The organism is Pedococcus cremeus (assembly GCF_900111375.1).
In the GTDB taxonomy this organism is placed as follows: domain Bacteria; phylum Actinomycetota; class Actinomycetes; order Actinomycetales; family Dermatophilaceae; genus Pedococcus_A; species Pedococcus_A cremeus.
Genome location: NZ_FOHB01000003.1, coordinates 315175 through 338998, shown reverse-complemented (window position 1 = coordinate 338998; position 23824 = coordinate 315175). Strand labels below are relative to the sequence as shown.

At 73.0% G+C, this 23824-nt stretch carries 21 protein-coding genes; 3 read left to right on the top strand and 18 right to left on the bottom strand.

Annotated elements, in window-relative coordinates:
• Positions 1-2 precede the first annotated feature (2 nt).
• The gene (gene hflX, locus BMW78_RS07615; RefSeq protein WP_091757971.1) at positions 3-1469 is read right to left on the bottom strand and encodes a GTPase HflX; all 1467 of its coding nucleotides are present in this window, start codon (positions 1467-1469) and stop codon (positions 3-5) included.
• A 121-nt stretch (positions 1470-1590) separates the two neighbouring features.
• On the opposite strand from hflX, the gene BMW78_RS07610 reads away from it, so the two are divergent.
• The gene (locus tag BMW78_RS07610; RefSeq protein ID WP_091757970.1) at positions 1591-2253 is read left to right on the top strand and encodes a class I SAM-dependent methyltransferase; all 663 of its coding nucleotides are present in this window, start codon (positions 1591-1593) and stop codon (positions 2251-2253) included.
• On the opposite strand, the gene dapF is transcribed toward BMW78_RS07610, so the two are convergent.
• The 3 genes from dapF to def are packed head-to-tail and all read right to left on the bottom strand — an operon-like array spanning position 2237 to position 4640.
• Positions 2237-3103, bottom strand: coding sequence for a diaminopimelate epimerase (gene dapF / locus BMW78_RS07605; RefSeq protein WP_091757969.1), 867 nt, complete (start codon positions 3101-3103; stop codon positions 2237-2239). The genes BMW78_RS07610 and dapF overlap by 17 nt on opposite strands.
• Entirely contained in the window at positions 3096-4040 is a 945-nt protein-coding gene (gene miaA, locus BMW78_RS07600) for a tRNA (adenosine(37)-N6)-dimethylallyltransferase MiaA (RefSeq protein WP_091757968.1), read from the bottom strand. The genes dapF and miaA overlap by 8 nt, the downstream gene beginning before the upstream one ends.
• Before the next feature lie 3 nt (positions 4041-4043).
• A complete protein-coding gene (def, locus tag BMW78_RS07595) occupies positions 4044-4640 on the bottom strand; it encodes a peptide deformylase (RefSeq protein ID WP_091757967.1) in 597 nt (198 codons plus the stop codon).
• Positions 4641-4766: 126 nt separating this feature from the next.
• Between def and BMW78_RS07590 the strand changes: the two genes are divergently transcribed.
• Positions 4767-4985: an antitoxin gene (locus BMW78_RS07590; RefSeq protein ID WP_091757966.1), complete on the top strand. Its 219-nt coding sequence runs from the start codon at positions 4767-4769 to the stop codon at positions 4983-4985.
• Positions 4986-5115: 130 nt separating this feature from the next.
• Here BMW78_RS07590 and miaB read toward each other — a convergent pair whose 3' ends face one another.
• The 14 genes from miaB to BMW78_RS07520 all read right to left on the bottom strand — a co-directional run bounded on the left by miaB (position 5116) and on the right by BMW78_RS07520 (position 18843).
• Positions 5116-6645: a tRNA (N6-isopentenyl adenosine(37)-C2)-methylthiotransferase MiaB gene (gene miaB, locus BMW78_RS07585; RefSeq protein ID WP_091757965.1), complete on the bottom strand. Its 1530-nt coding sequence runs from the start codon at positions 6643-6645 to the stop codon at positions 5116-5118.
• Positions 6646-6856: 211 nt separating this feature from the next.
• Complete coding sequence (locus BMW78_RS07580; protein ID WP_245735723.1) at positions 6857-7618, bottom strand: YoaK family protein; 762 nt, start codon at positions 7616-7618, stop codon at positions 6857-6859.
• Positions 7619-7636: 18 nt separating this feature from the next.
• Positions 7637-8284, bottom strand: a complete 648-nt coding sequence (locus BMW78_RS07575; protein ID WP_091757964.1) for a regulatory protein RecX — start codon at positions 8282-8284, stop codon at positions 7637-7639.
• A 62-nt stretch (positions 8285-8346) separates the two neighbouring features.
• Complete coding sequence (gene recA, locus BMW78_RS07570; RefSeq protein ID WP_091758293.1) at positions 8347-9378, bottom strand: recombinase RecA; 1032 nt, start codon at positions 9376-9378, stop codon at positions 8347-8349.
• Between the two features lie 308 nt (positions 9379-9686).
• Positions 9687-10163, bottom strand: coding sequence for a GNAT family N-acetyltransferase (locus BMW78_RS07565; RefSeq protein ID WP_245735722.1), 477 nt, complete (start codon positions 10161-10163; stop codon positions 9687-9689).
• A complete protein-coding gene (locus BMW78_RS07560; protein ID WP_091757963.1) occupies positions 10153-10650 on the bottom strand; it encodes a DUF427 domain-containing protein in 498 nt (165 codons plus the stop codon). Before BMW78_RS07560 ends, BMW78_RS07565 begins: the two co-directional genes overlap by 11 nt.
• Positions 10651-10659: 9 nt before the next feature.
• The gene (locus BMW78_RS07555) at positions 10660-11409 is read right to left on the bottom strand and encodes an alpha/beta hydrolase (RefSeq protein ID WP_091757962.1); all 750 of its coding nucleotides are present in this window, start codon (positions 11407-11409) and stop codon (positions 10660-10662) included.
• A complete protein-coding gene (locus BMW78_RS07550; protein WP_245735721.1) occupies positions 11406-12236 on the bottom strand; it encodes an ABC transporter permease in 831 nt (276 codons plus the stop codon). Before BMW78_RS07550 ends, BMW78_RS07555 begins: the two co-directional genes overlap by 4 nt.
• Positions 12233-13072: an ABC transporter permease gene (locus tag BMW78_RS07545; RefSeq protein ID WP_091757961.1), complete on the bottom strand. Its 840-nt coding sequence runs from the start codon at positions 13070-13072 to the stop codon at positions 12233-12235. Before BMW78_RS07545 ends, BMW78_RS07550 begins: the two co-directional genes overlap by 4 nt.
• Positions 13072-14004 carry an ABC transporter ATP-binding protein gene (locus BMW78_RS07540; protein WP_091757960.1) on the bottom strand — a complete coding sequence of 311 codons (933 nt, stop codon included), beginning with the start codon at positions 14002-14004 and terminating at the stop codon, positions 13072-13074. The genes BMW78_RS07545 and BMW78_RS07540 overlap by 1 nt, the downstream gene beginning before the upstream one ends.
• Positions 14005-14085: 81 nt before the next feature.
• Positions 14086-15108 carry an NAD(P)H-dependent flavin oxidoreductase gene (locus BMW78_RS07535; protein ID WP_245735720.1) on the bottom strand — a complete coding sequence of 341 codons (1023 nt, stop codon included), beginning with the start codon at positions 15106-15108 and terminating at the stop codon, positions 14086-14088.
• A 7-nt stretch (positions 15109-15115) separates the two neighbouring features.
• Positions 15116-15337, bottom strand: a complete 222-nt coding sequence (locus BMW78_RS07530) for a DUF3046 domain-containing protein (protein ID WP_091757959.1) — start codon at positions 15335-15337, stop codon at positions 15116-15118.
• Between the two features lie 30 nt (positions 15338-15367).
• Positions 15368-16918, bottom strand: a complete 1551-nt coding sequence (locus tag BMW78_RS07525) for an ArnT family glycosyltransferase (RefSeq protein WP_143056180.1) — start codon at positions 16916-16918, stop codon at positions 15368-15370.
• Positions 16919-16920: 2 nt separating this feature from the next.
• The gene (locus BMW78_RS07520) at positions 16921-18843 is read right to left on the bottom strand and encodes a glycoside hydrolase family 3 N-terminal domain-containing protein (RefSeq protein WP_091757957.1); all 1923 of its coding nucleotides are present in this window, start codon (positions 18841-18843) and stop codon (positions 16921-16923) included.
• A gap of 214 nt (positions 18844-19057) precedes the next feature.
• Here BMW78_RS07520 and BMW78_RS07515 point away from each other — a divergent pair, with 214 nt between their 5' ends.
• Positions 19058-23821, top strand: a complete 4764-nt coding sequence (locus tag BMW78_RS07515) for an ATP-dependent helicase (protein WP_091757956.1) — start codon at positions 19058-19060, stop codon at positions 23819-23821.
• Positions 23822-23824 lie beyond the last annotated feature (3 nt).

The window sequence follows — 23824 nt, the reverse complement described above, 5'->3', positions numbered from 1 at the left end:
CGTCAGGCCGGGTATGCCGTGAGCTCGGCGGCGAGGTCCGGGTGCACCCGGGCCTGCACCCGGGTCCCGTCGCTGGTGTGCTCCGAGCCGAGCACCTCGCCCTCGTCGTGCAGCCGGCTGACGAGGTCGCCGCGCTCGTACGGGAGCAGGACGTCCACGTCGATGGTGGGACGCGGCAGCTCGTCGGCGATCAGGTCACGCAGCTCGGCGATGCCCCGGCCGGTGCGGGCCGAGACCACGATGCAGTGCTTCTCGTGCCGCAGCAGCCGGTCGAGCACCTCGCGGTCGGCCGCGTCGGCCTTGTTGACGACGATGACCTCCTTGACGTCGGCGGCGTCGACATCGGCCAGCACCGCGCGGACCGCGCTGATCTGGCCCTCGGGGTCGGGGTGCGACCCGTCGACGACGTGCAGCACCAGGTCCGCGTCGGCGACCTCCTCGAGCGTGGAGCGGAACGCCTCGATCAGCTGCGTCGGCAGCTGGCGCACGAAGCCCACCGTGTCGGCCAGCGTGTACAGCTGGCCGTCGGGGGTCTCTGCACGGCGGACCGTCGGGTCGAGGGTGGCGAACAGCTGGTTCTCCACGAGCACCCCGGCACCGGTGAGCCGGTTGAGGAGCGAGGACTTGCCGGCGTTGGTGTAGCCCGCGATGGCGACGCTCGGCACGGCGTGGGCCTTGCGGCTGGCCCGCTTGGTGTCGCGGCCGGTCTTCATCTCCTTGATCTCGCGGCGGAGCTTGGCCATCCGCTGGTTGATGCGGCGTCGGTCGAGCTCGATCTTCGTCTCACCCGGGCCACGCGAGCCCATGCCCTGGCCGCCGGCTGCCTGGCCACCGGCCTGGCGGGACATCGACTCACCCCAGCCGCGGAGGCGGGGCAGGAGGTACTGGAGCTGGGCGAGCTCGACCTGTGCCTTGCCCTCCTTGGACTTGGCGTGCTGGGCGAAGATGTCGAGGATCAGCGCGGTGCGGTCGATGACCTTGACCTTGACGACGTCCTCGAGGGCGCGCCGCTGGCTGGGGGTCAGCTCGGTGTCACAGATGACCGTGTCAGCGCCCTCCGAGATCACGATGTCGCGCAGCTCCTCGGCCTTGCCCGAGCCGAGGTAGGTGCTGGTGTCGGGCTTGGAGCGGCGCTGGACCACCCCCGCGAGCACGGTCGAGCCGGCGGTCTCGGCCAGGGCGGCCAGCTCGCGCAGCGAGTTGTCGGCGTCCTCGGCCGTGCCGTCGGTCCAGACCGCAGCGAGCACGACGCGCTCGAGGCGCAGCTGCCGGTACTCGACCTCGGTGATGTCCTCGAGCTCGGTGGACAGCCCGGCGACTCGGCGCAGCGCCGCACGCTCCTCGCGGTCGAACTGCTCGCCGTCGTAGGTGTCGTCGTAGGTGTCGAGGTCGTCCGCGGTCGTGCGGAGCAGGTCCTCGTCGGCCAGGGCCTCGGCCCTCAGGTGGAAAAGGTCAGTGCGTGAAGTCATATCCCCTCAAGAGTCTCATCACAGGAACAGGGCAGGCGACCTGTTTATGCCGGGAGTGGGGGTGCTCACGCCGGGGAGTCCCGGTGCCGCGTCGTCGGGCCGCTCGCTAGCGTGTGCGCTGATGAGCCAGAGCGACCACTACTTCACGGCGCAGCCCGCCAGCGCCGGCGAGCAGCGCACCCTGACCGTGTGCCTCGCCGGCCGGCAGCTGAGCGTGCGCACGGCCCCCGGCATCTTCAGCCCCGACGGGCTCGACAAGGGCACGGCCGTGCTGCTGCGGGAGGTGCCGGACCCGCCGGCCACGGGCGACCTGCTCGACCTCGGGTGCGGCTGGGGCCCGGTGGCGCTCACCCTGGCCCTGCTCTCCCCCGGCGCCCGGGTCTGGGCCGTCGACGTCAACGAGCGGTCGCTCGCGCTGGCGCAGGCCAACGCACGGTCCCTGGGCGCCGAGGGCGTCCACGCCGTCAGGCCCGAGGACGTGCCGGACGACGTGCGCTTCGCCGCGATCTGGTCGAACCCGCCGATCCGGGTCGGCAAGGCCGTGCTCCACGAGATGCTGCTGACCTGGCTGCCGCGGCTGGAAGCCGGCGGCACGGCATACCTCGTCGTGCAGAAGAACCTCGGCTCCGACTCCCTGCAGCGCTGGTTGGCCGAGCAGCTGCCGGCCGGCGAGTTCACCGTCTCCCGCTACGCCTCGGACAAGGGCTTCCGGGTGCTGGCGGTCACCCGAGCCGAGGTCACACCAGACGAGGTCACACCAGCCGAGGTCAGACCAGGTTCGTGACGCCGTCGGCGACGAGGGCCGCGGGGCCGGCGAGCTCGACCTCCTGGCCCGGCAGGGCGGTGACCCGCAGGCGTCCACCGGGCACGTCGACGATCCAGGTGTCGGGGGCACCGGCGCCGGCCCACAAGCGGGTGGCGAGGGCCGCCGCGCAGGCACCCGTGCCGCACGAGCGGGTCTCGCCGACGCCTCGCTCGTGGACGCGCATGCTGATGTGGCCCAGGCCGCGGGGGCGCACGAACTCGACGTTGGTGCCCTGCGGCGGCACCGGGTTGACCACCGGCGGCGAGGTGAGGTCGAGGCTGTTCAGGTCGACGGTCTCGGGCAGGGCCACCACCGTGTGCGGGTTCCCGAGGTCGAGGCTGACGGCCGAGAACGGGTCGTGTCCGGGCACGTGCACGAGGGCGTCGATGCCGTCGTCACCGGCGTTCTCGGGGTCGGCGAAGCGCCACGGTCCGAGGTTGACGGCGATGAGGCCGTCGGCCTCGAAGCGGACCCGCTTGACCCCGGACCGGGTCGCGATGGCGAACGCCGAGGCGCTCTCGAGGCCCTCCCGCCGGAGGTAGGCCGCGAACACGCGGGTCCCGTTGCCGCACATCTCCGCGGCGCTGCCGTCGGCGTTGCGGTAGTCCATGAACCAGCGGGCCTCGCTGGCCTGGGCCCGCACGGACTCCTCGCTCGCCGCGACCGTCGGCACGACGCGGATGACGCCGTCGCCGCCGATGCCTGCGCGCCGGTCGGCGAGCAGCGCCGCCTGGCTCGGCATCAGGTCGTGGGTCCCGTCGAGGTCGGGCACGAGCACGAAGTCGTTCTCGGTGCCGTGCCCCTTGGTGAAGGCGAGCTGGTCAGCCATGCCGCTCATTCTCGCTGATCGCGCCGCGGACGACGTCGACGGCTCGCGCGACGACGTCGTCGACCCTCGGGTCGAGCCACGTCACCCGCGGGTCGGGGCGGAACCACGACTGCTGCCGCCGCGCGAGGCGCCGGGTCAGGGCCGCGGTCTGGCGCTGAGCCTCCTCCTCGGTGAGGGCCCCGTCGAGCTCGGCCAGCGCCTGGGCGTAGCCGATCGCGCGGGAGGCGGTGCGCCCCTCGCGCAGGCCGACCTGCTCGAGGCCGCGCACCTCGTCGAGCAGCCCGTCACGCCACATCCGCCGCACCCGTTCCTCGATGCGCTCGTCGAGCACCGGGCGCGGCACGTCGAGGCCCAGGGCCACGGTGGGCGAGAGGTACTCGCGGCTCGGCATGGTCGCCGAGAAGGGGCGCCCGGTCAGCTCGATGACCTCCAGCGCCCGGACGATCCGCCGCGTGTTGCCCGGCTCGATGGCGTCAGCGGCGACCGGGTCGGACTCGCGGAGCCGCTCGAACATCGCGGGGGTGCCGACCGTCTCGGCCTCGGCCTCCAGCCGGCGCCGGACCTCGGGATCGGTCGGCGGGATCTCGAGCCGGTCGAGGGCCGCCCTCACGTAGAGCCCCGAGCCGCCGGTGACGACGGGGTGCAGCCCGCGGGCGAGGATGTCGGCCAGGTCGGCGCGGGCCGCCTGCTGGTAGGCCGCGACGCTGGCTTCCTCGGTCACCTCGAGGACGTCGAGCTGGTGGTGGGGTATGCAGCGCCGCTGCTCCGGGGGCAGCTTCGCCGTGCCGATGTCCATGCCGCGGTAGAGCTGCGAGGCGTCGGCGTTGACCACCTCGCCGCCGAGCTCCTCGGCGAGGTGCAGGGCGAGGTCGGACTTGCCGGTGGCCGTGGGGCCGACGACGGCGACGACGACCGGCTGCTCCTTCGGGCCGCCCATCTCCTACAGGTCGTGCTCGTCGGGGGCGTCGTGCCCGAACGGGTCGGGGTCGACGCCGGGCATCCAGGTGTGGCCGGGCTTTCCCCAGCCGTTGCGCCTGACCGCCTTCTTCGCCTTCCTGCCCCACTTGTCGTTGAGCCGGTCGACGTAGAGGAACCCGTTGAGGTGGTCGTACTCGTGCTGCATGCACCGGGCGAACCAGCCGGTCGCCTCGAAGGAGATCTCGTTGCCGTCGACGTCGAAGCCCGTGATGCTGGCCTTCTCGCCCCGCTTGAGCGGGAAGCTCTCACCGGGCACCGACAGGCAGCCCTCGACGTCGTCGTGGGGGTCGGGGTCCTCCTGAGCCGGCTTCGACGGGCTCACGTAGGGGTTGACGATGACGCCGCGCTCGGGTGCGCCGTCGGAGTTCTCCATCTGCCAGGTGAAGATGCGCAGGCCCACCCCGATCTGCGGGGCGGCCAGGCCCACGCCGTGGGCGGCATCCATCGTCTCGAACATGTCCTCCACCAGGGCCCGGAGGTCGTCGTCGAAGGACCCCACCGGCTGGGCGCGCTGGTGCAGGACTGGCTCTCCGGTGATCACGATGGGGCGCACGGTCATGGCGGGCAGTCTCCCAGACCCTCGAGTCGCGTACCGCGTGGGGCTGGGGCACGGTGGAGGGGTCCGCGGGGCCACTCGTGGTCGACACATGACACCAGCGAAGGAACCACCGAAGGAGATCCCGCCATGGGCATGTTCGACAAGATGAAGGACAAGGCCGGCGAGCTGGCCAACGAGCACGACGACCAGGTCGAGCAACAGAGCGACGCCGCGCTCGACCGCGGCAAGCGGATGGCCGACGAACGCCTCGGCGACCAGCATGCCGAGCAGGTCGACAAGGGCCGCGACATCCTCGACGACCGCATCGGCAGTGGCGGGGGCGACGAGGGCCAGACCCCTCCGTGAGCCAGACCCCTGTCCGCCACCGTGTGTGACAGGTCAGAACGCCAGGAGCGCCGGGCCCGATCGGGTCCGGCGCTCCTGGCGTTCCCCGGCGTCAGCCGCGGGCCTCAGCTGGTGGCCTCAACTGGTGGCCTCAGCTGGTGGCGCAGGCCGGCTGCGAGGCCGCTGACGGCTGCGGGCGCCCGACCCCTGGCATGCCCAGCGAGACGGCCGGCTTGCCGGGCACCGGGGCGTCCTGGAGCGCCTGCCAGGCGTCGCCACCGGCGGTGCGCCGCACGGCATACGGGCCACCGCTCAGGGCGGCGTCTGCGACCAGGTGGTGCGGTGCGCCGTAGGTGACGCCGACGGTGACCATGTCGCCCGGCCGCGGCTTCTCCGCTCCCTCGGGCACGGCGAAGTGGACCAGCCGGTTGTCGCGGGCGCGGCCGGACAGGCGCTGGGTCTCGGTGTCCTTGCGGCCCTCGCCGGTGGCGACGAGCACCTCGATCTCGCGGCCCTCGATGGCGCGGTTCTCGGCCCAGGAGATCTCCTCCTGCACCGCGATGAGCCGGTCGTAGCGCTCCTGCACCACGGCCTTGGGCACCTGGTCCTCCATCGTGGCCGCCGGGGTTCCGGGCCGGATCGAGTACTGGAAGGTGAAGGCGCTGGAGAACCGGGAGGCGCGCACGACCTCGAGGGTCTGCTCGAAGTCCTCGTCGGTCTCGCCGGGGAAACCGACGATGATGTCGGTCGTGATGGCCGCGTCGGGGATCTGTTCGCGGACCCGGTCGATGATGCCGAGGAACTTCGCGCTGCGGTAGGACCGGCGCATCTCCCTCAGCACCTTGTCGGAGCCGGACTGCAGCGGCATGTGCAGGCTCGGCATGACGTTGGGCGTCTCGGCCATGGCGGCGATGACGTCGTCGGTGAAGGCCGCCGGGTGCGGGCTGGTGAACCGCACCCGCTCCAGCCCCTCGATCTCACCGCAGGCGCGCAGCAGCTTGCCGAAGGCCAGGCGGTCGCCGAACTCGACGCCGTAGGTGTTGACGTTCTGGCCCAGCAGGGTGATCTCGACGACGCCCTGGTCGACCAGCGCCTGCACCTCGGCGAGCACGTCGCCGGGGCGGCGGTCGGCCTCCTTGCCGCGCAGGCTGGGCACGATGCAGAACGTGCAGGTGTTGTTGCAGCCCACCGAGATCGACACCCAGCCGCTGTAGGCGGAGTCGCGTCGGGTCGGCAGCGTGGACGGGAAGACCTCGAGGCTCTCGAGGATCTCGACCTGCGCCTCCTTGTTGTGGCGGGCCCGGTCGAGCAGCGCGGGGAGGCTACCGATGTTGTGGGTGCCGAAGACGACGTCGACCCAGGGCGCCTTCTTCACGATCGTGTCCCGGTCCTTCTGGGCCATGCAGCCACCGACCGCGATCTGCATCTCCGGGTTGCGGGTCTTGGCCGGGCGCAGCTGGCCGAGGTTGCCGTAGAGCTTGTTGTCGGCGTTCTCGCGCACCGCGCAGGTGTTGAAGACGACGACGTCCGCGGCGTCGGGTCGCTCCCCCGGCGCCAGGCTGTTGACGTCGACGTAGCCGGCCGTCTCGAGGAGGCCGGCCAGTCGCTCGGAGTCGTGGACGTTCATCTGGCACCCGTGGGTGCGCACGTCGTAGGTCTTCTGCGTCGTCTGTGTGCTCATCGCACCGACAAGGGTACGTGCTGCGCACGACCCGGTACGCCGCACGGGCTGCCCACATCGGTGCCCCTGCTTCTCGGAGCATCAAGGCGGCCAGCGTCACGACGGGGACCGAGCAGCGTGACGGCCACTTCCGGACCCTTGGACACCGCCCCTGGCGGCCACCCTCGCGGTGGACGTCAGGGGCAGTCTCATGCCCACTGCTGGGCAGGCGTCAACGCCCCCGGAGGTCGACGAGCAGGGGCGGGGTCGCCACGACCAGCAGGACCAGGGCTGGCGCGAGGAGCACGGTGAACCCGAGGGCGAGGTAGCCCGCGGCTCCGGCCACTCCCCCGACGAAGAACAGCCCGACGAGTCCGGCGAGCAGGCCGAGCTTGCCGAGGTCGGCCACGACGGGCGGTTGGCCGGGCATGCGGCTGCGGTAGGCGGCCTTGCCCAGCTCGATGCCGATGTCGGTGACCATGCCCGTGACGTGCGTGGTGCGGATCTGGGCGGCGGAGATCTTGGTGATGATCGCGTTCTGCAGCCCCATCGTGAAGCAGAGCACGGCGACGAAGACCAGGTCGCGGTGCCGCCACGTCAGCTGGTCGGCGAGGCCGCCGAAGGCGAGGATCAGGAGCGCCTCCAGCACGAGGACGTTGGCGAACCGGGCCTCGTGGTGGCGACGCCGTCCCCAGTTGAACACGACCGCGCAGGTGCCGGCACCGAGGACGAAGCACGTGATCGCCTCCAGCCCGATGCCGACCAGGCGCATCGATCCCAGGACCAGGTGGTCGGCCACGGAGGCGGTGAGGCCGGTCATGTGGGAGGTGTAGACGGACACCGCCACGAAGCCCACCGAGTTGAGCATGCCGGCGATGAAGGCCAGCAGGTTGGCCAGGTGTCGGTTGCGCCGTGACGTCCGGGTGGCACCGGCGACCGTGCGCAGGCGCCGGGCAGCGAGTCCGGCGAAGCTCGGCGACTGCGGTGGTGACACGCAGCGAGGATACGGACCTCAGTCGCGCCGGTGCTCCGGCGCCTCGGCCAAGGCCTCGCGGATCACGGCGAACGCCATCGAGGACGGGTACCCCTTGCGCGCCAGCATCCCTGCCAGCCTGCGGGTCTGGACGGTCGCGTCGAGACCGTGCATGGTCCGCAGCTTCTTGTCGACCAGCGCCCGGGCGCGCTCGCGCTCGTCCTCGGGGTCGATGTCGGCGAGGGCGGCCTGGGCCGTCTCGGGGTCGACGCCCTTGGTGCGCAGCTCCTGGGCGAGAGCCCTGGTCGCCAGGCCGCGACCGGCCTGCTGGGAGCGGACCAGCATGCCGGCGAACGCCTCGTCGTCGACCAGCCCCACCTCCGCCATGCGGTCGAGGACGACCTCGGCCACCTCGTCGGGGCAGTTGCGCTGCCGCAGCTTGTCGCGCAGCTGCTGGCGGCTTCGTGGCGCCATGGCGAGCTGGCGCAGCACGATCTGACGGGCCACGTCGTAGGGGTCGGGCTCGTCGTCGCGTCCCTGGAGGTCCTGCTCCGGGTCCGGGGGTGCAGTGCGTCGGCGTCGGCGTGTCCGCGTCCGGTCTCCCTGCGCCTCAGGGGTGGTGGAGGAGGACGACGCGGCCAGGGCCGCCTGGAGGGCAGCCCTGGCCGCGTCATGACGTTCGCTCATGAAGGGAGTCCGTCGATCCGTCGGGGTTCGTGGAGGTCGTCGAGCTCGTTGCGGCCCGACGATCAGAAGTCGACCGGGACCTCGACCACCGGGTCGGCCGGCTTGTCGACCTGCGGGCCGATGCCGAGCTTCTCCTTGATCTTCTTCTCGATCTCGTCGGCGAGGTCGGGGTTGTCCTTGAGGAAGGCGCGGGCGTTCTCCTTGCCCTGCCCGAGCTGGTCGCCCTCGTAGGTGTACCAGGCACCGGCCTTGCGGACGAAGCCCTGCTCGACACCCATGTCGATCAGGCCGCCCTCACGGGAGATGCCCTGCCCGTAGAGGATGTCGAACTCGGCCTGCTTGAACGGCGGCGAGACCTTGTTCTTGACGACCTTGACGCGGGTCCGGTTGCCGACCGGCTCGCTGCCGTCCTTGAGGGTCTCGATGCGGCGGACGTCGAGGCGCACCGACGCGTAGAACTTCAGCGCCTTGCCACCGGTGGTGGTCTCGGGCGAGCCGAACATCACGCCGATCTTCTCGCGCAGCTGGTTGATGAAGATCGCCGTCGTGCCGGTGGTGTTGAGGGCACCGGTGAGCTTGCGCAGCGCCTGCGACATCAGGCGGGCCTGGAGACCCACGTGGCTGTCGCCCATCTCGCCCTCGATCTCGGCGCGCGGCACGAGGGCCGCGACCGAGTCGATGACGATGATGTCGATGGCGCCGGAGCGGATCAGCATGTCGGCGATCTCGAGGGCCTGCTCACCGGTGTCGGGCTGGCTCACCAGCAGCCCGTCGGTGTCGACGCCGAGCTTCTTGGCGTAGTCGGGGTCGAGGGCGTGCTCGGCGTCGATGAACGCTGCGATGCCACCGTTGCGCTGCGCGTTGGCCACGGCGTGGAGAGCCACGGTCGTCTTACCGGAGGACTCCGGCCCGTAGATCTCGACGACACGGCCGCGCGGGAGGCCACCGATGCCGAGGGCGACGTCGAGGGAGATCGACCCGGTGGGGATCACCTCGATGGGCGGGCGGACGTCGTCGCCCAGCCGCATCACGGCGCCCTTGCCGTGGTTCTTCTCGATCTGGCCCATCGTGGTCTCGAGGGCCTTGAGCTTCATGTCCTGGCTGCTGCCAGCGTTCACGGCCTGGTTCGGGCGAGCCATCGCCACACCTGCTTTCTGTTCGTCGTGTCGGGTGCGCCTGCCTTCGACCCGCACCAGTTCTCGTGTCGACTTCTCGTCGGCACCATGGTCGATCTGCTGTCGGGTCAGACGCTAGGAGCCAGCACCGACAGCCGACCCTGCCGCCGACGGATCGGTGGATGGTGTGACTGCGGAGAGGACTCCTGTGGACGAATTTAGCCGAACACGTGTTCGAAGTCTGCAGGCGCGTGACGACACGCCGCGGAAGATTGTGGAGGCCGCTCTCAGGTGCCGGGACGGCTCATCGGGGTGTGCGGGATGCCGTCCTCGACGAACCCGCGGCCGTTCGGCACGAACCCGAACCGCTCGTACCAGTCCACCAGGTGCGACTGCGCGTCCAGCACGACCTCGCGCTCCCCCGCCAGGGCCAGTGCCTCCGTGACGAGTCCCGCTGCCAGTCCGTCGCCCCGGGCGTCGGTCCGCGTGGCCACCCGGCCGATCCGGAGCCGGTCGCCGTCGTCGAGCAGCCTGAGGGTCGCCACCGGCAGCCCCTCGCGCTCGACCCACAGGTGGCGCGTCGCCGGCTCGAGGTCGCGGCCGTCCAGGTCGAGGTAGGGGCAGTCCTGCTCCACCACGAAGACCTCCGCGCGCAGCGCCCACAGCCGGTAGGCCGTCTCGGCCGACAGCTCGGCGAAGGCCGCCACCCGGACGTCGTGCGCCGGCGCCAGGCCCGCCGGACGGACAGGCAGCTCACCAGCCAAGGGTTCCGGGTCCTCCCTTGAAGGGGCCGACCACCGCGGAGGTGATCCAGCCGCCGTAGAAGCCCCCCGGCTGGGGCTGCACCTGCTCGCCGTCGACGAAGCACGCGTCGACCAGCCCGGGCATGACGGCGATGTGGCCGGCGATCGCACGGAAGCCTTCGGTCGGGTGCGGGTACCACCACGCCGCCCGCCGGGCCACGACGTCGCCGGACACCAGGTCGCCGTAGGCCGCCTGGCCCTTCCACTCGCACACCGAGGATCCCGGCACCGGCCGCACCGAGCCGGGGACGAAGCTCTCCGGTGGCAGGTAGTAGGTCGGCGGGTGGCTGGTCTCGAGGACCCGGTGCCCCTCGGTGGTGTCGGCGACCACCTGGCCACCGAGCACCACCTGCAGGCGGGCGGTGGTCCGCTCCAGGCGGGGCGGTCGCGGGTAGTCCCACACTGACTGCTGGCCGGGGCCCGGCGGGACAGGACGTGGACGACTCACGCGGCCAGCCTAGGATGAGCCGGTGGCCCCGGCTCCGTGCAGGTCGGCCAGCAGGTCGGCCGGCAGGTCCTCGAGCAGCGCAGCGAGCAGCTCGTCGTGCCACCCGTACATGAGCGTGTGCCGGCCACCTTCGACGGCGTGCACGGTGAAGCCCGACGCCGACAGCCGAAGCCGCTCGGCCGCCGAGACGTAGTCGCTCGGTTCGGCCACGACCAGCGACGAGCGCGACGCGTCCCGAGGCGTGAGGTCGCGGCCGGCGGCGCTGCGGACGAACGACGCGCTCGTCGCGGGGTCCCACTGACGCGCCGCCTCCGCCTCGATGGCCACCTCGTCCTCGCTGAACCACGGTCGCTCGGCGCGCAGCCACGGCGCGGTGCGCTGGGCGCGGTTGGCCCGCATGCGCGGCAGCGGGTCGCCCTGGAGGGGCGCGGTCGTCAGGCCGATGTCGAGGTACGCCGCGTGCCCGGCTCCCAGCCGGTCGGCGGCGACGGCAAGCACCATGCCGCCCATGGAGTGGCCCACGGCCAGCTCGGGCCGGGCCGGCACGGCGGCGAGCGCCGCGTCAGCGAAGGACTCGATGGACGCGTCGGGGTCGGGCTCCGACCGCCCGTGCCCCGGGAGGTCGGGTGCGACCACGTGGAAGCCGCATTCGGCGAGCGCCGGGCCGAGCCGGTGGAAGACGCGGCTGGACGCGGACATGCCGTGCAGCAGCACGGCATACCGGTTCCCACCGCCCCACTCGCGCACCGCGAGGGTCACGAGAGCAGCAGCTTCTCCAGGCGGCGCGCGGTGCCGAGCACGCCGAGCGCGCCGAGGACGACGAGGTAGAGCACGTGCCAGAAGATGCCGGCGTCGACCTCGCCCAGCATGAGCCCGCGCTCCAGCGCGACCCCGTGGTAGAGCGGCGTGAGCTGGACGACCCACTGGAGGGCGGCGGGGTAGGTCGACAGCGGGAAGAAGGTGGCCGAGAACAGGAACATCGGCTGGATGGCCAGCGTGATGTAGTCGAAGTCCACCCAGGAGCGCATGAAGGTGGTGGCGAACATCCCGACCGCCGCGAAGGCGAACCCGATGAACACGGCGGCGGGCAGGGCCAGCAGCGCCCACCACGACTGCACCGCCCCGGCGAACGCGGCCACGAGCAGGAACAGCGCGGAGTACATGCCGCCCCGGATGAGCGACCACGAGATCTCGCCGACCGCGATGTCGCGCGGTCCCATCGGTGTCGCGAGCACCGAGTCGTAGAGCTTGGCGTAGCGCAGCTTGAAGAAGACGTTGAACGTCGAGTCCATGACCGCACCGTTCATCGCCGAGGCGGCGAGCAGGGCCGGCGCGACGAACTGGAGGTAGCCGACCTCGGCGCCACTGTCGGTGCGCACCGTCTGGACCAGGGCGCCGATGCCGACACCGATGGAGAACAGGTAGAACACCGGTTCGGCGAAGCCGGTGACCAGCGCGATCCAGCCGTGCCGGAAGGAGGTGACGTTGCGCTCGACGAGCATGCGGGCCAGGCCCGCGCCCGCGGGCATCGGCACCAGGCGGGCGAGCCGGGAGGCCGCCGACGGGGTGGCGGCGGTGGCGCTCACGTGACCAGCCTCCTGCTGAAGGAACGGACGGCCAGCAACCAGCCCACGACGACGAAGGCGACCAGCACGAGCAGGTGCAGCGCCAGCCAGCCCCAGCGGACGTCGCCGGTCGCGACCATGCGGCTGGACTCCACGCCGTGCCACAGCGGGGTGGCCCAGGCGACGGGCTGCATCCACACCGGCAGCTGGGTGATCGGGAAGAAAGTGCCGGAGAACAGCATCAGCGGCGTCATCACCCAGCGGAAGAGGATGTTGAACCCGTTGTCGCCCTCCTGCCGGGCCGTGAAGGCGAAGAGGGGCACGGTGAAGGCCATGCCGGTCAGCACCGCGACGGGCAGGGACAGCAGGGCCCACCACGACGAGAACCCGCCGAACAGGGCCGCGACGCCCATGAAGATCGCGGTGGCCACCGTCAGGTGCCCCACGATCGAGAGCAGGTGCCCGATGAGGATGTCGCGCACGCCCAGCGGGGTGGCCAACATGGCGTGGTAGCCCATGTTCCACTTGATGTAGCCGAGCACCTGGTAGGTGGACTCGCCCATCGCCACCCACATCGCCTGGGTCGCCACGATGGCCGGCACCACGAACTGCAGGTACGGGACGCCGTCGACGCCGCCGGCCCGGTCGTCGACGAGGCTGCCGAGGCCGACGCCCATGGAGAGCAGGAAGAACAGCGGCGACAGGAAGCGCCCGATGATGCTGCCGCGCCACGTGCGCTTGTAGACCACCAGCAGGTACTCGAAGACGGCGCCCCAGCGCTCGCTGGTGCTCAGCGGCTGCCGGACGCCGTGGTGGGCCCGGTCCCCCGACAGCGTCGGGACGGTGGTGGCGCTCATCAGTCGACCAGCGTCCGGCCGGTCAGGTGCAGGAAGACGTCCTCGAGGGTCGCGCGCCGCACCAGGGACGACAGGGGCGCGATGCCGCGGGAGTGGACGACCGCCGCCGCCTCGTCACCGTCGTCGGTGTAGACCAGCAGCCGGTCGGGCAGCACCTCGACCCGCTTGCCGATGCCGGTGACCTGCTCGGCGAAGTCCTTGTGGTCCTCGGCGTCGAAGCGCAGCTCGAGCACCTCACGGGTGGAGTACTCCTCGATCAGCTGGCGGGGAGACCCCTCGGCGACGATCTTCCCGTGGTCCATGACGACGAGGCGGTCGCAGAGCTGCTCGGCCTCGTCCATGTAGTGGGTCGTCAGCACCAGCGTCACGCCGGAGCGCTTCAGCCGGAACAGCCTGTCCCACAACACGTGTCGCGCCTGGGGGTCGAGGCCGGTGGTCGGCTCGTCGAGCAGCAGGATCTCCGGGGAGTTGATGAGCGACCGGGCGATGGTCAGGCGCCGCTTCATGCCGCCCGACAGCGGCTCGACCCGGTCGCCCGCCCGGTCGGTCAGCTGGGCGAAGTCGAGCAGCTCGGCGGCCCGCGACCGGACCTCCCTGCGGGAGAGCCCGAAGTATCGGCCGTAGATCCAGAGGTTCTCCTCGACGGTCAGCTCCTCGTCGAGGGTGTCGCGCTGCGGCACCACGCCGAGCCGGGCGCGGATGGCCGGCCCGTCGGTCGCCGGGTCGAGGCCGAAGAGACGCAGCTCGCCGCCGGACACCGGCGAGACGCACCCGACCATGCGCATGGTCGACGACTTGCCGGCACCGTTGGGCCCGAGGAACCCGAACGCCTCCCCCTTGCGCACCGCGAAGTCGATGCCGTCCACGGCGCGGAAGTCGCCGAACGTCTTGGTCAGCCCAGTGGCGCTCAGCAGGATGTCGTCCCCAGTCACAGACGCCACGCTAGCGAACAGGAGCGACAGTCCTCATCCCCGTTACGGGTGTGGCGCGACCGGATACCGGCCGTCGCGTCCTCAGCGGGCTGCTGCGAGCTCGCCCAGGAGGGTGCGGCACAGCTCGCCGGCCGGCTGCGGGCGCAGCCGGGCGTGCCCGGTTCCGGACCAGAGGTGCACCAGGTCGGCCTCGCCGGTGGCCTTGCCGTGGGCCCGCAGCGGCGCCGTCACGTGGTGGACGTGCGGGTATGCCGCGGGGGCACCCGCGCCGTAGCCGTCCGTCCACGCGGTGCGCAGGGCCCGGGCGCTGCGGCCCGTGAATGCCCGGGTCACCACGGTGCCCTCGCGGTGGGTCAGCGCATGGGCGTGCACCGGCGCGGTCCCGGCCTCGGGAGACGTGAGGAAGGCGGTGCCGAAGGCGGCCGCGTCGGCTCCGGCGGCCAGCACCTCGGCCGCCTCCCCACCGGTCATCAGCCCCCCGGCCGCGATGAGGGGCAGGTCGGTGCGGGCCCGCACCTCGCGCACCAGGTCACGCACGGGCAGCTGCTCGCGACCGGTGTCGACCGGCCCGCCACGATGACCACCGGCCTCCCAGCCCTGCGCGACGACCCCATCGACGCCGAGAGCGGCCGCCCACTCGACCTCGGCCGGCTCGTTGAGGGTGGTCCACACCTCGACGCCCGCAGTCTGCAGCCGCGCGACGACCTCGGCCGGCGGCCACCCGAAGGCGAAGCTCACCAGCGCCGGGCGCGCGTCCACCAGCACGTCGACCTTGGCGGCGAAGTGGTCGTCGTCGTAGCGGGGGGTGCCCAGCTCGACGCCCGCGGCAGCCGCCCACGGTGCCAGCCTCGCGGCATACTCCTGCGCCGCAGCCGTCATCGACGGCTCGTCCGGCGACGGGGCGAAGATGTTGACGCCGAACGGCTCTGACGTGCGGGCGCGCAGGTCGGCGATGTCGGAACGCAGGCGCTTCGGCGTGAGGTAGGCGCCGGCGAGGAACGGGAAGCCGCCGGCCTCGGCGACCGCGGCCGCCAGGTCGACGGTGCTCGGGCCGCCGGCCATCGGCGCGAGCACGACGGCCGAGCGGGTCCAGGCGGTGCTCACGCGGGGGTCACTTCTTCGCGCGGTGCTCGACGCCGAGCCGGCGCGACTCGGGCACGTCCATGTCGTCGCAGAGCGCCAGCCACACCGCGCGCGGTGGGTCACCCTCCTCGAGGGCCTGCAGGGCGGTGCGGTTGCCGAGCGCGCCGATGACGTGGTCGCGCGCCAGCGAGCCGGCGTAGGACTCGCCGAACTCGTCGTTCATCAGGCTCCAGAAGTGGCTCAGCCGCACGGCTGCGAGTCTGTCACAGGCCGGTGGCGGTCAGTCGAGGTGCCGGAACCGGGGCCAGAGCGTGGCCCAGTCCGCTACCGGTCCGGTGCAGACGGCTACCGGGGCGCCCTGCTCCTCGTTGTCGACGCCGATCCCGTTGTCGAGGCGCGCGACCACGTCGCACCGGGCGAACAGGTCGGCCACGTGCGGCGCCTGCCAGCCCACCAGGACGACGGTGTCGACGTCGGCCGCCGGAGGTCGGTCGGCGAGCGCGTTCTGGCCGCTGTGGGGGGTCGGCAGGCCGAGGGCCGGCCCCAGCCGTGCGAGGGCCCCGGCCTCGCCGTAGTTGCTGGTGACGACGGCCGCGTGCCGGCCGGCGGCAACGGATCGCCAGGCCTGTGCCACCTGCTCGACGTAGGCGGGCCAGCCCACCTGGTCGCCGACGAGGGGCCCCAGTGCGGGTACCGGTGTGCGCCCCAGGACGCCGAGCGGCACCACCGGCAGGGCCAGCACCATCGCGAAGGCGGCGTTCAGCACCAGGCCCACACCGAAGGCGCGGCGCCACCGGGCTCGCGTGGCGAGCCAGCGCGCCACCGGCACGCAGCCCGCGGCATACATGACGGTCAGCAGGTGCACGGGGTAGTGCGGCTGGGCACCGGAGGCCAGGGTGAAGGCCACGAGCACGCCGAACGCCACGACGAGGAAGCCGACCTCGTGGCGCCGCGGCGCCCGCAGCAGCCACCCCAGGCCCACGCCCCACACGACGGCCAGCACGGGGCCGAGCATGATGAGCAGGAGTGGCAGCGCAAGGGACCGCACCTCGCCGGCGTTGTTCTGCGCCAACGCCTTTCCCATCGCGAGCTGAGGCCAGTCGTGGGTGGCCTGGTAGACCAGGTTCGGCGCCGCTAGCAGTGCCGCGACGGCGCCGCCGGCCCACAGCCACGGGGTCCGGAACACGCGACGAGGGCCGAGGACGATCAGCCCCGCCGCCAGCGCCAGCCCGAGCACGACGACGAGCAGCCGGCTCCACGAGGCGACCCCCGCCACGGCCCCGACCGCGAGCCACCACCGGTCACGGCTCCGCACGGCCCGCACCGCGGCGAGGGTCGCTGCCAGCCAGAACGCCTGGTCGAGCGTCGAGGTGAGCAGCAGGTGGCCGAGCATCAGTGGCATCGCCGAGAAGGCGTAGCCCCACGCCGCCAGCGCCTGGGCGCCCCGGCCGCCGCCGAGCTCACGGGCCAGCAGGGCCACGAGGAGCACCGAGACCGCCGAGGCGAACGTCGCCGGGGTGCGCACCGCCCACGGCTCGTCGGCGACGGAGGCGAGGGTGCGGGCGAGGAACGGCACCAGCGGCGGCTGGTCGACATAGCCCCAGGCCGGCGGCAGCATCCGGAAGTAGAGCTCGTCGCGGTGCCAGCCGTAGCCGAGGCTCGCCACCGTGAGCACCACGGCCTGGGTGACGGCGGCGGGCAGCACCCAGCGCCAGGCCACCCCGGGACGACCGGGTGCGCCGTCCCGAGCGGACCGTGGGCCGGTCGCCGGCTCGCTCTGCGGCGCGGGCCGCTGGTCGCGGTCGCCCACGGCCGCAGGTGGACTCGTCACCGTCAGCCGACCAGCGAGATGTCGCCGAAGGACCCGACCGAGGTGCCGCCGCGCAGGGCGGAACCGGTGCCCCGGTACAGGTACAGCGTCGCGGACCTCCTGGCGAGGACGTCGGGGTGGCCGTCGGAGTCGAAGTCACCCACGCCGAGGACGGTGTCCATGCCGCCCCAGCCGGTGCCGAGCCGCCAGCCGGTCCTCCAGCCGCCACGGCCGTCGGTGCGGTAGAGCAGCAGGTCACCGGTGGAGGCGCTGCGGGCCACGAGGTCGGGGTTGCCATCGCGGTCGAAGTCGCCCACGGCGGCGAGGCGGTCGATGCCGCCCCAGCCGGTGCCCATGACCCGCGAGCCGCCCAGGAAGCCGCCGAGGCCGTTGCCGCCGTAGACGCGGAGCCGGCCCTGTGGGTCCACGGCCAGCAGGTCGGGGTGCCCGTCGCCGGTCACGTCGCCCGGGGCGACGACCTCGCGGAGCGCTCCCCACCCGCTGCCGACCACGCGGGGTGCGGCGAGCGCCCCTCTGCCGTTCCCGGCATACAGCAGGAGGGCGCCGTCCGAGTGGCGCCGGGCCAGCACGTCGACGTGCCCGTCGCCGTCGAAGTCCCCGGCCCGCAGGAGGAGGTCCGCGGAGGAGAAGCTCGCGGTGTTGCCGGCGAAGGCGGCACGCCAGCCACCGGTGCCGTTGGCGCGCAACACCTCCACGCGACCCGTCGAGCGCCGGCCGACCAGGTCGGGCGCGCCGTCCTCGTCGACGTCCGTCGCGCGGACCGCTCCGTTCGGGCGGAGCAGGCCCATGCGCTGCTTGAGGGTCAGGACGCGCAGGGCGGCTGCGTGGACCTGCCGGGTGAAGGTCGGGCTGTCGGCCATGCGCGCCCGGATGGCCCTGGTGATCGCGGGCGCCTGGGTGGCGTCGACGGTGAGGACGAGGTCGCCACCGGCGGCGAGGAACTTCACGGCCCTCGTCCCCGGAGACCACGCCGCGAGCTGCTTGGCATGGCCGATGTCGTCGGAGACGACGACCCCGCGGAAGTTCATGTCGCGGCGGATCATTCCTCCGATGACGTTGGGCGAGAAGGCTGCCGGGTTCTTCGCGTCGATCCTCGTGTAGACGGCCGAGGAGACCATGACGACCTCGGAGCCGGCTGCGACCGCGTCGCGGAAGGGCTTGAGGTAGGGGTCCGTCGAGGTCGTCGTGCGGTCGGTGACGCCGCTGCTCGTGTCGGTGTTGGCGGTGACCCGGCCCAGCCCGGGGAAGTGCTTCACCGCGGTCATCACCCCGCCGGCCCGCATGCCCGAGGTGAAGGCGGCGCTGTGCGCGCCGACCCTGGTCGTGGTGAAGCCGAACTCGCGGTCGTAGGCGCCGATGGGGGCGTTCGACGGGGCGAAGGCCGCGCTGGGCACCGTGTCGGCGACCGGGGCGAGGTCGAGGTTCACCCCGGCGGCCCTCAGCTCGCCGGCCCAGGTCCGGGCCCGCGCGATGTGCGTCGAGGTGCTCCAGGTGCCCTGCGTCAGGGCGCTCGGGATCCGGGAGAAGCCCGCGCCCTGGAGCACCTGCACCTGGCCGCCCTCCTGGTCGGCGGCGACGACGAGCGGCACTCCGCCCGTGGCGCTCGCGGTCGCCTTGGCCCGCAACGCCTTCGTGACCGACGCGGTCCCGCTGACGCCCGCCTGGCTGCGGCCGGTGAGGATCACCGACCCGACGTGCTGCTGCGAGATGGCCGAGCCCACGGCGGACGACACCCCGGTGGCCGGCGTACCCACCATCAGGACCTGGCCCACGCGCTGGGCCTCCGTCATCCGCGCGAACACGTCCTCGGCCGGGCTGCGCGTCACCGGAGGAGCGGTGGCCCGTGCCGGGGTGGCCTGCAGGCCCACGGCCATCGCGACGGCCAGGACGAAGGTCACCGGCGCGCGCAGTGCGATGGGCTCCATCACAGATTCCCCCTGTCCTCGATGACCGTCCCTGTCCGGCCACGGTCGTGCGACGACTCCAGTGTGCGCCTGTCGTGCCGCGCGCCCGGCAGTTCCAGCGAGGACCCTAGGGATGACCGGCACCGGGTGAGGCCCGAATCGCCGCAACTGCCCCGAAAGCCGCACCCACACCCTTCCCGCGCCGCTGTCGGTGCCCGGTGGCACGCTTGTCGCAATGGCTCGCCAGACCGGCACCGACGTGCTCGACCGCTTCTCCCCCGCCACCTCCGCGTGGTTCCGGGGATCCTTCAGCGAGCCCACGCAGGCCCAGGCCGGCGCGTGGCAGACGATCAGCTCGGGCCAGCACGCGCTCGTGGTGGCGCCGACCGGTTCGGGCAAGACGCTCTCGGCCTTCCTCTGGGCGCTCGACCGGCTCGCGAGCCAGCCGCCGCCGGAGGAGCGCCTGCGCCGCTGCCGCGTGCTCTACGTCTCCCCCATGAAGGCCCTCGCCGTCGACGTCGAGCGCAACCTGCGCTCCCCTCTCGTGGGCATCGGCCACGCCGCGACCCGGCTGGGGCTGCCCGAGCCCGACATCACCGTGGCCGTGCGCTCCGGCGACACCCCGGCCAACGAGCGCCGTGCGTTCGCCCGCACTCCCAGCGACATCCTCATCACCACCCCCGAGTCGCTCTTCCTCCTGCTCACGTCCGCCGCCCGCGACGCCCTCGCCGGGGTCGAGACGGTGATCCTCGACGAGGTGCATGCCGTCGCCGGCACCAAGCGGGGAGCCCACCTCGCCCTGACCCTGGAGCGCCTCGACGCCCTGCTCGACCGACCCGCCCAGCGGATCGGCCTGTCGGCCACCGTCGAGCCCGTCGACGAGGTCGCCCGCTACCTCGCCGGCGGCCGGCCCGTCGAGGTGGTGCGTCCTCCGTCGACCAAGGAGTGGGACCTCGACGTCGTCGTGCCCATCGCCGACATGTCCTCGCTCGGTGAGGTCGTGCTCGACGACCTCACCGGCCCGGCTGCCGGCGCCGAGCGACGTGCCTCCATCTGGCCGCACGTCGAGGAGCGCATCGTCGACCTCATCGCCGAGCACCGGTCGACACTGGTGTTCGCCAACTCCCGGCGCCTCGCGGAGCGGCTCACCTCCCGCCTCAACGAGATCTGGGAGGAGCGCCTCGAGGAGGCGGCTCAGGAGGCCGAGCAGGCCCCGGCCGACGCGTCGGGCGAGGCAGGAGGGACTGCTGGGGGCGACGGTGCCGGGTCACGCGTCCGGCACCGGGGCAGCACCCGCACCCCTGCCGAGCTGATGGCCCAGGCCGGCGCAAGCAGGGGCGCGCCGGCGGTGCTCGCCCGGGCCCACCACGGCTCGGTGAGCAAGGAGCACCGCCAGGCCATCGAGGAGGACCTCAAGGCCGGCCGCCTGCCCGCCGTGGTCGCCACCAGCAGCCTCGAGCTCGGCATCGACATGGGCGCGGTCGACCTCGTCGTGCAGGTCGAGTCGCCGCCCAGCGTCGCGAGCGGCCTGCAGCGCGTCGGCCGAGCCGGCCACCAGGTGGGCGCCGTGTCCCGCGGCGTGCTCTTCCCCAAGTTCCGCGGCGACCTCGTCCAGACCGCCGTCGTGGTCGAGCGCATGCGCTCCGGCGAGATCGAGTCGCTGCACGTGCCCGCCAACCCGGTCGACGTGCTCGCCCAGCAGGTCGTCGCCATGTGCGCCATGGACGACTGGGCCGTCGACGACCTCGAGCAGCTCGTCCGCAGGGCCACGCCGTTCGCCTCCCTGCCCCGCTCGATCCTCGAGTCGGTCCTCGACATGCTGGCCGGGCGCTACCCCAGCGACGAGTTCGCCGAGCTCCGCCCGCGCATCGTCTGGGACCGCGTCACCGGTGTCCTCACCGGTCGCCGCGGCGCCCAGCGTCTCGCCGTCACCAGCGGCGGCACCATTCCCGACCGAGGCCTGTATGCCGTCTACCTCGCCACCGGCGAGGGCACCGGTCGGCGGGTCGGCGAGCTCGACGAGGAGATGGTCTACGAGTCGCGGGTCGGCGACGTCTTCACGCTCGGCACCTCCACCTGGCGCATCGAGGACATCACCCACGACCGCGTCCTCGTCACCCCCGCCCCGGGCCTGCCCGGCAAGCTGCCGTTCTGGAAGGGCGACCAGCTCGGGCGCCCCGCCGAGCTCGGCCGGGCCGTGGGTGCGTTCGTCCGCGAGATCGTCGGCCTGTCACCGGCGAAGGCGCGCGCCCGGGTCGGGAAGGCCGGGCTCGACGAGTGGGCCACCGACAACCTGCTCGCCTACCTCGAGGAGCAGCGGGAGGCGACCGGCCATGTGCCCGACGACCGCACCATCGTCGTCGAGCGCTTCCGCGACGAGATCGGCGACTGGCGGGTCGCGGTCCACTCCCCCTTCGGCGGCCAGGTCCACGCCCCGTGGGCGCTGTGCGTCTCGGCCCGGATGCGCGAACGCTTCGGGGTCGACGTCCAGGCCATGCACGGCGACGACGGCATCGTCTTCCGCCTGCCCGACCTCGAGTTCGAGGACGGCCGCGGTGCCGAGCTGCTCGAGCTGGTCCGCCTCGACGCCGACGAGGTGTACGACCTCGTCACCACCGAGATCGGCGGGTCGGCGCTGTTCGCCTCCCGGTTCCGCGAGTGCGCCTCGCGGGCCCTCCTCCTGCCCCGGCGGCGTCCCGACCGCCGCCAGCCCCTCTGGCAGCAGCGCCAGCGGGCCGCCCAGCTGCTCGAGGTCGCGAGTCAGTACGCCTCGTTCCCGATCATCCTCGAGACGGTCCGCGAGTGCGTCCAGGACGTCTTCGACGTGCCGGGGCTGACCGACCTGATGCGCGACATCGAGTCGCGTACCGTCACGATGGTCGACGTCGAGAGCACACAGCCCTCCCCCTTCGCCAGGTCGCTGATGTTCGGCTACGTCGCGCAGTTCCTCTACGAGGGCGACTCACCACTGGCAGAGAAGCGCGCCGCCGCCCTCTCCCTCGACCCCACGCTGCTGGCCGAGCTCCTCGGCCGTGGCGAGGGCCTGTCGCTGCGCGACCTGCTCGACCCGTCGGAGGTCACCCGCACCGAACGCGAGCTGCAGCGGCTCACCCCCGAGCGAGCCTGCCGTGACGCCGAGGACGTCGCCGACCTGCTGCGCAGCCTGGGCCCCCTGCCGCTCTCGGAGGTCGAGCGGCGGTGTCGGGAAGGCCTCTCCCGCAACGAGATCGGCAACTGGCTCGTCGACCTCGAGAGCGCCCGCCGGCTCATCCGGGTGCGCGTCGCCGGCGAGGAGCGCTGGGCCGCCATCGAGGACGCGGGCCGGTTGCGCGACGCCCTCGGCGCCTCGTTGCCCGTCGGGGTGCCGCAGGCGTTCCTCGAGTCGGTCCCCGACCCGCTGGGCGACCTCGTGGCGCGCTACGCCCGCACGCACGGGCCCTTCTCCGTGCCCGCGGTCGCGCACTGGTGGGGCGTGGGCCCCGCAGTGGCCCTCGATGCCCTGCGCCGTCTGGTCTCGAGCGGCCGGGCGGTCGAGGGCGAGCTGCTGCCGGTCGAGAACGGTGGGGGCGCCCACGGCCTCGACTACTGCGACGCCGAGGTGCTGCGGATGCTGCGCCGCCGGTCGCTGGCGGCGCTGCGCGCGGAGGTCGAGCCGGTGCCCGCGGTCGAGCTGGCGCGGTTCCTGCCGACCTGGCAGGGCGTCGGTGGTGGGCTGCGCGGACGTGAGGGGCTGGTGCGCGCCGTCGAGCAGCTGGCCGGGGCGATCGTGCCTGCCAGCGCCCTCGAGACCCTCGTGCTGCCGTCCCGGGTCGCCGGCTACTCCCCTGGTCTGCTCGACGAGCTCACCAGCACCGGCGAGGTGCTGTGGTGCGGTCACGGCTCCCTGCCCGGCGACGACGGCTGGGTGTCGCTGCACCTCGGCGACACGGCGCACCTGACCCTCCCGCCGCACGACGAGGCCGAGGTCACCGAGGGCCAGCGGGCCGTGCTCGACGCCCTCGCCGGCGGCGGCGCCTACTTCTTCCGCACCCTCTCCGACGCGGCCGGCAGCACCGACGACGAGCAGCTGGTCACCGACCTCTGGGCCCTGGTCTGGGCCGGCCGGGTCACCAACGACACGCTGGCCCCGCTGCGCGCCCTCCTCTCCGGCGGCCGAACGACGCACCGCCGCAGCCGGCCCGCTCCTCGCTCCACCCGGTATGCCGGTCGGCGCGGCTCGCTGGGGGCGCTCTCCGGGCAGCGCCCGGCGGGGCGCCCGTCGCTGCCGAGCCGCAGCGGCCCGCCGGCCGGTGCGGGCCGGTGGTCGCTGCTGCCCGAGCCCGAGGTCGAGGCCACGGTCCGCTCCTACGCCACCGCCGAGGTGCTGCTCGACCGCTACGGCGTCGTGACGCGCGGGTCCGTGGTCGCCGAGGGTGTGCCGGGTGGCTTCGCCGGCGTCTACCGCGTGCTGGCGGCCGCCGAGGAGTCCGGCCGCGTGCGGCGCGGGTACTTCGTCGAGTCGCTGGGGGCCGCGCAGTTCGCCGGCACCGGGGCGGTCGACCGGTTGCGCGCCGGCGCCCGGCCCCTGGGCGAGGCGGAGCCACGCCGCGAGGCCGCCTCCGCGGTGGTGCTCGCCGCGTCGGACCCCGCCAACGCCTACGGCGCTGCCCTGCCGTGGCCCGCGCGTCCGGCCGCCGCCGATGGTGACAGCGGCACCGACGGCAGGAAGGGACACCAGCCGGGACGCAAGGCGGGTGCGCTCGTCGTGCTCGTCGACGGCGACCTGGTGCTCTACGTCGAGCGCGGCGGCAAGACCCTCCTGTCGTGGTCCGACGACCCCGAGCTGCTCCAGGCCGCCGCCGATGCCCTCGCCCTGGCGGTGCGCGAGGGCGCGCTCGGCCGCATCACGGTCGAGAAGGCCGACGGCGGGGCGGTCCTCGGTTCGGGCCACCCCCTGGCCCAGGCCCTCGCCTCCGCCGGGTTCCACGCCACACCGCGCGGCCTGCGCCTGAGGCGGTGAGCC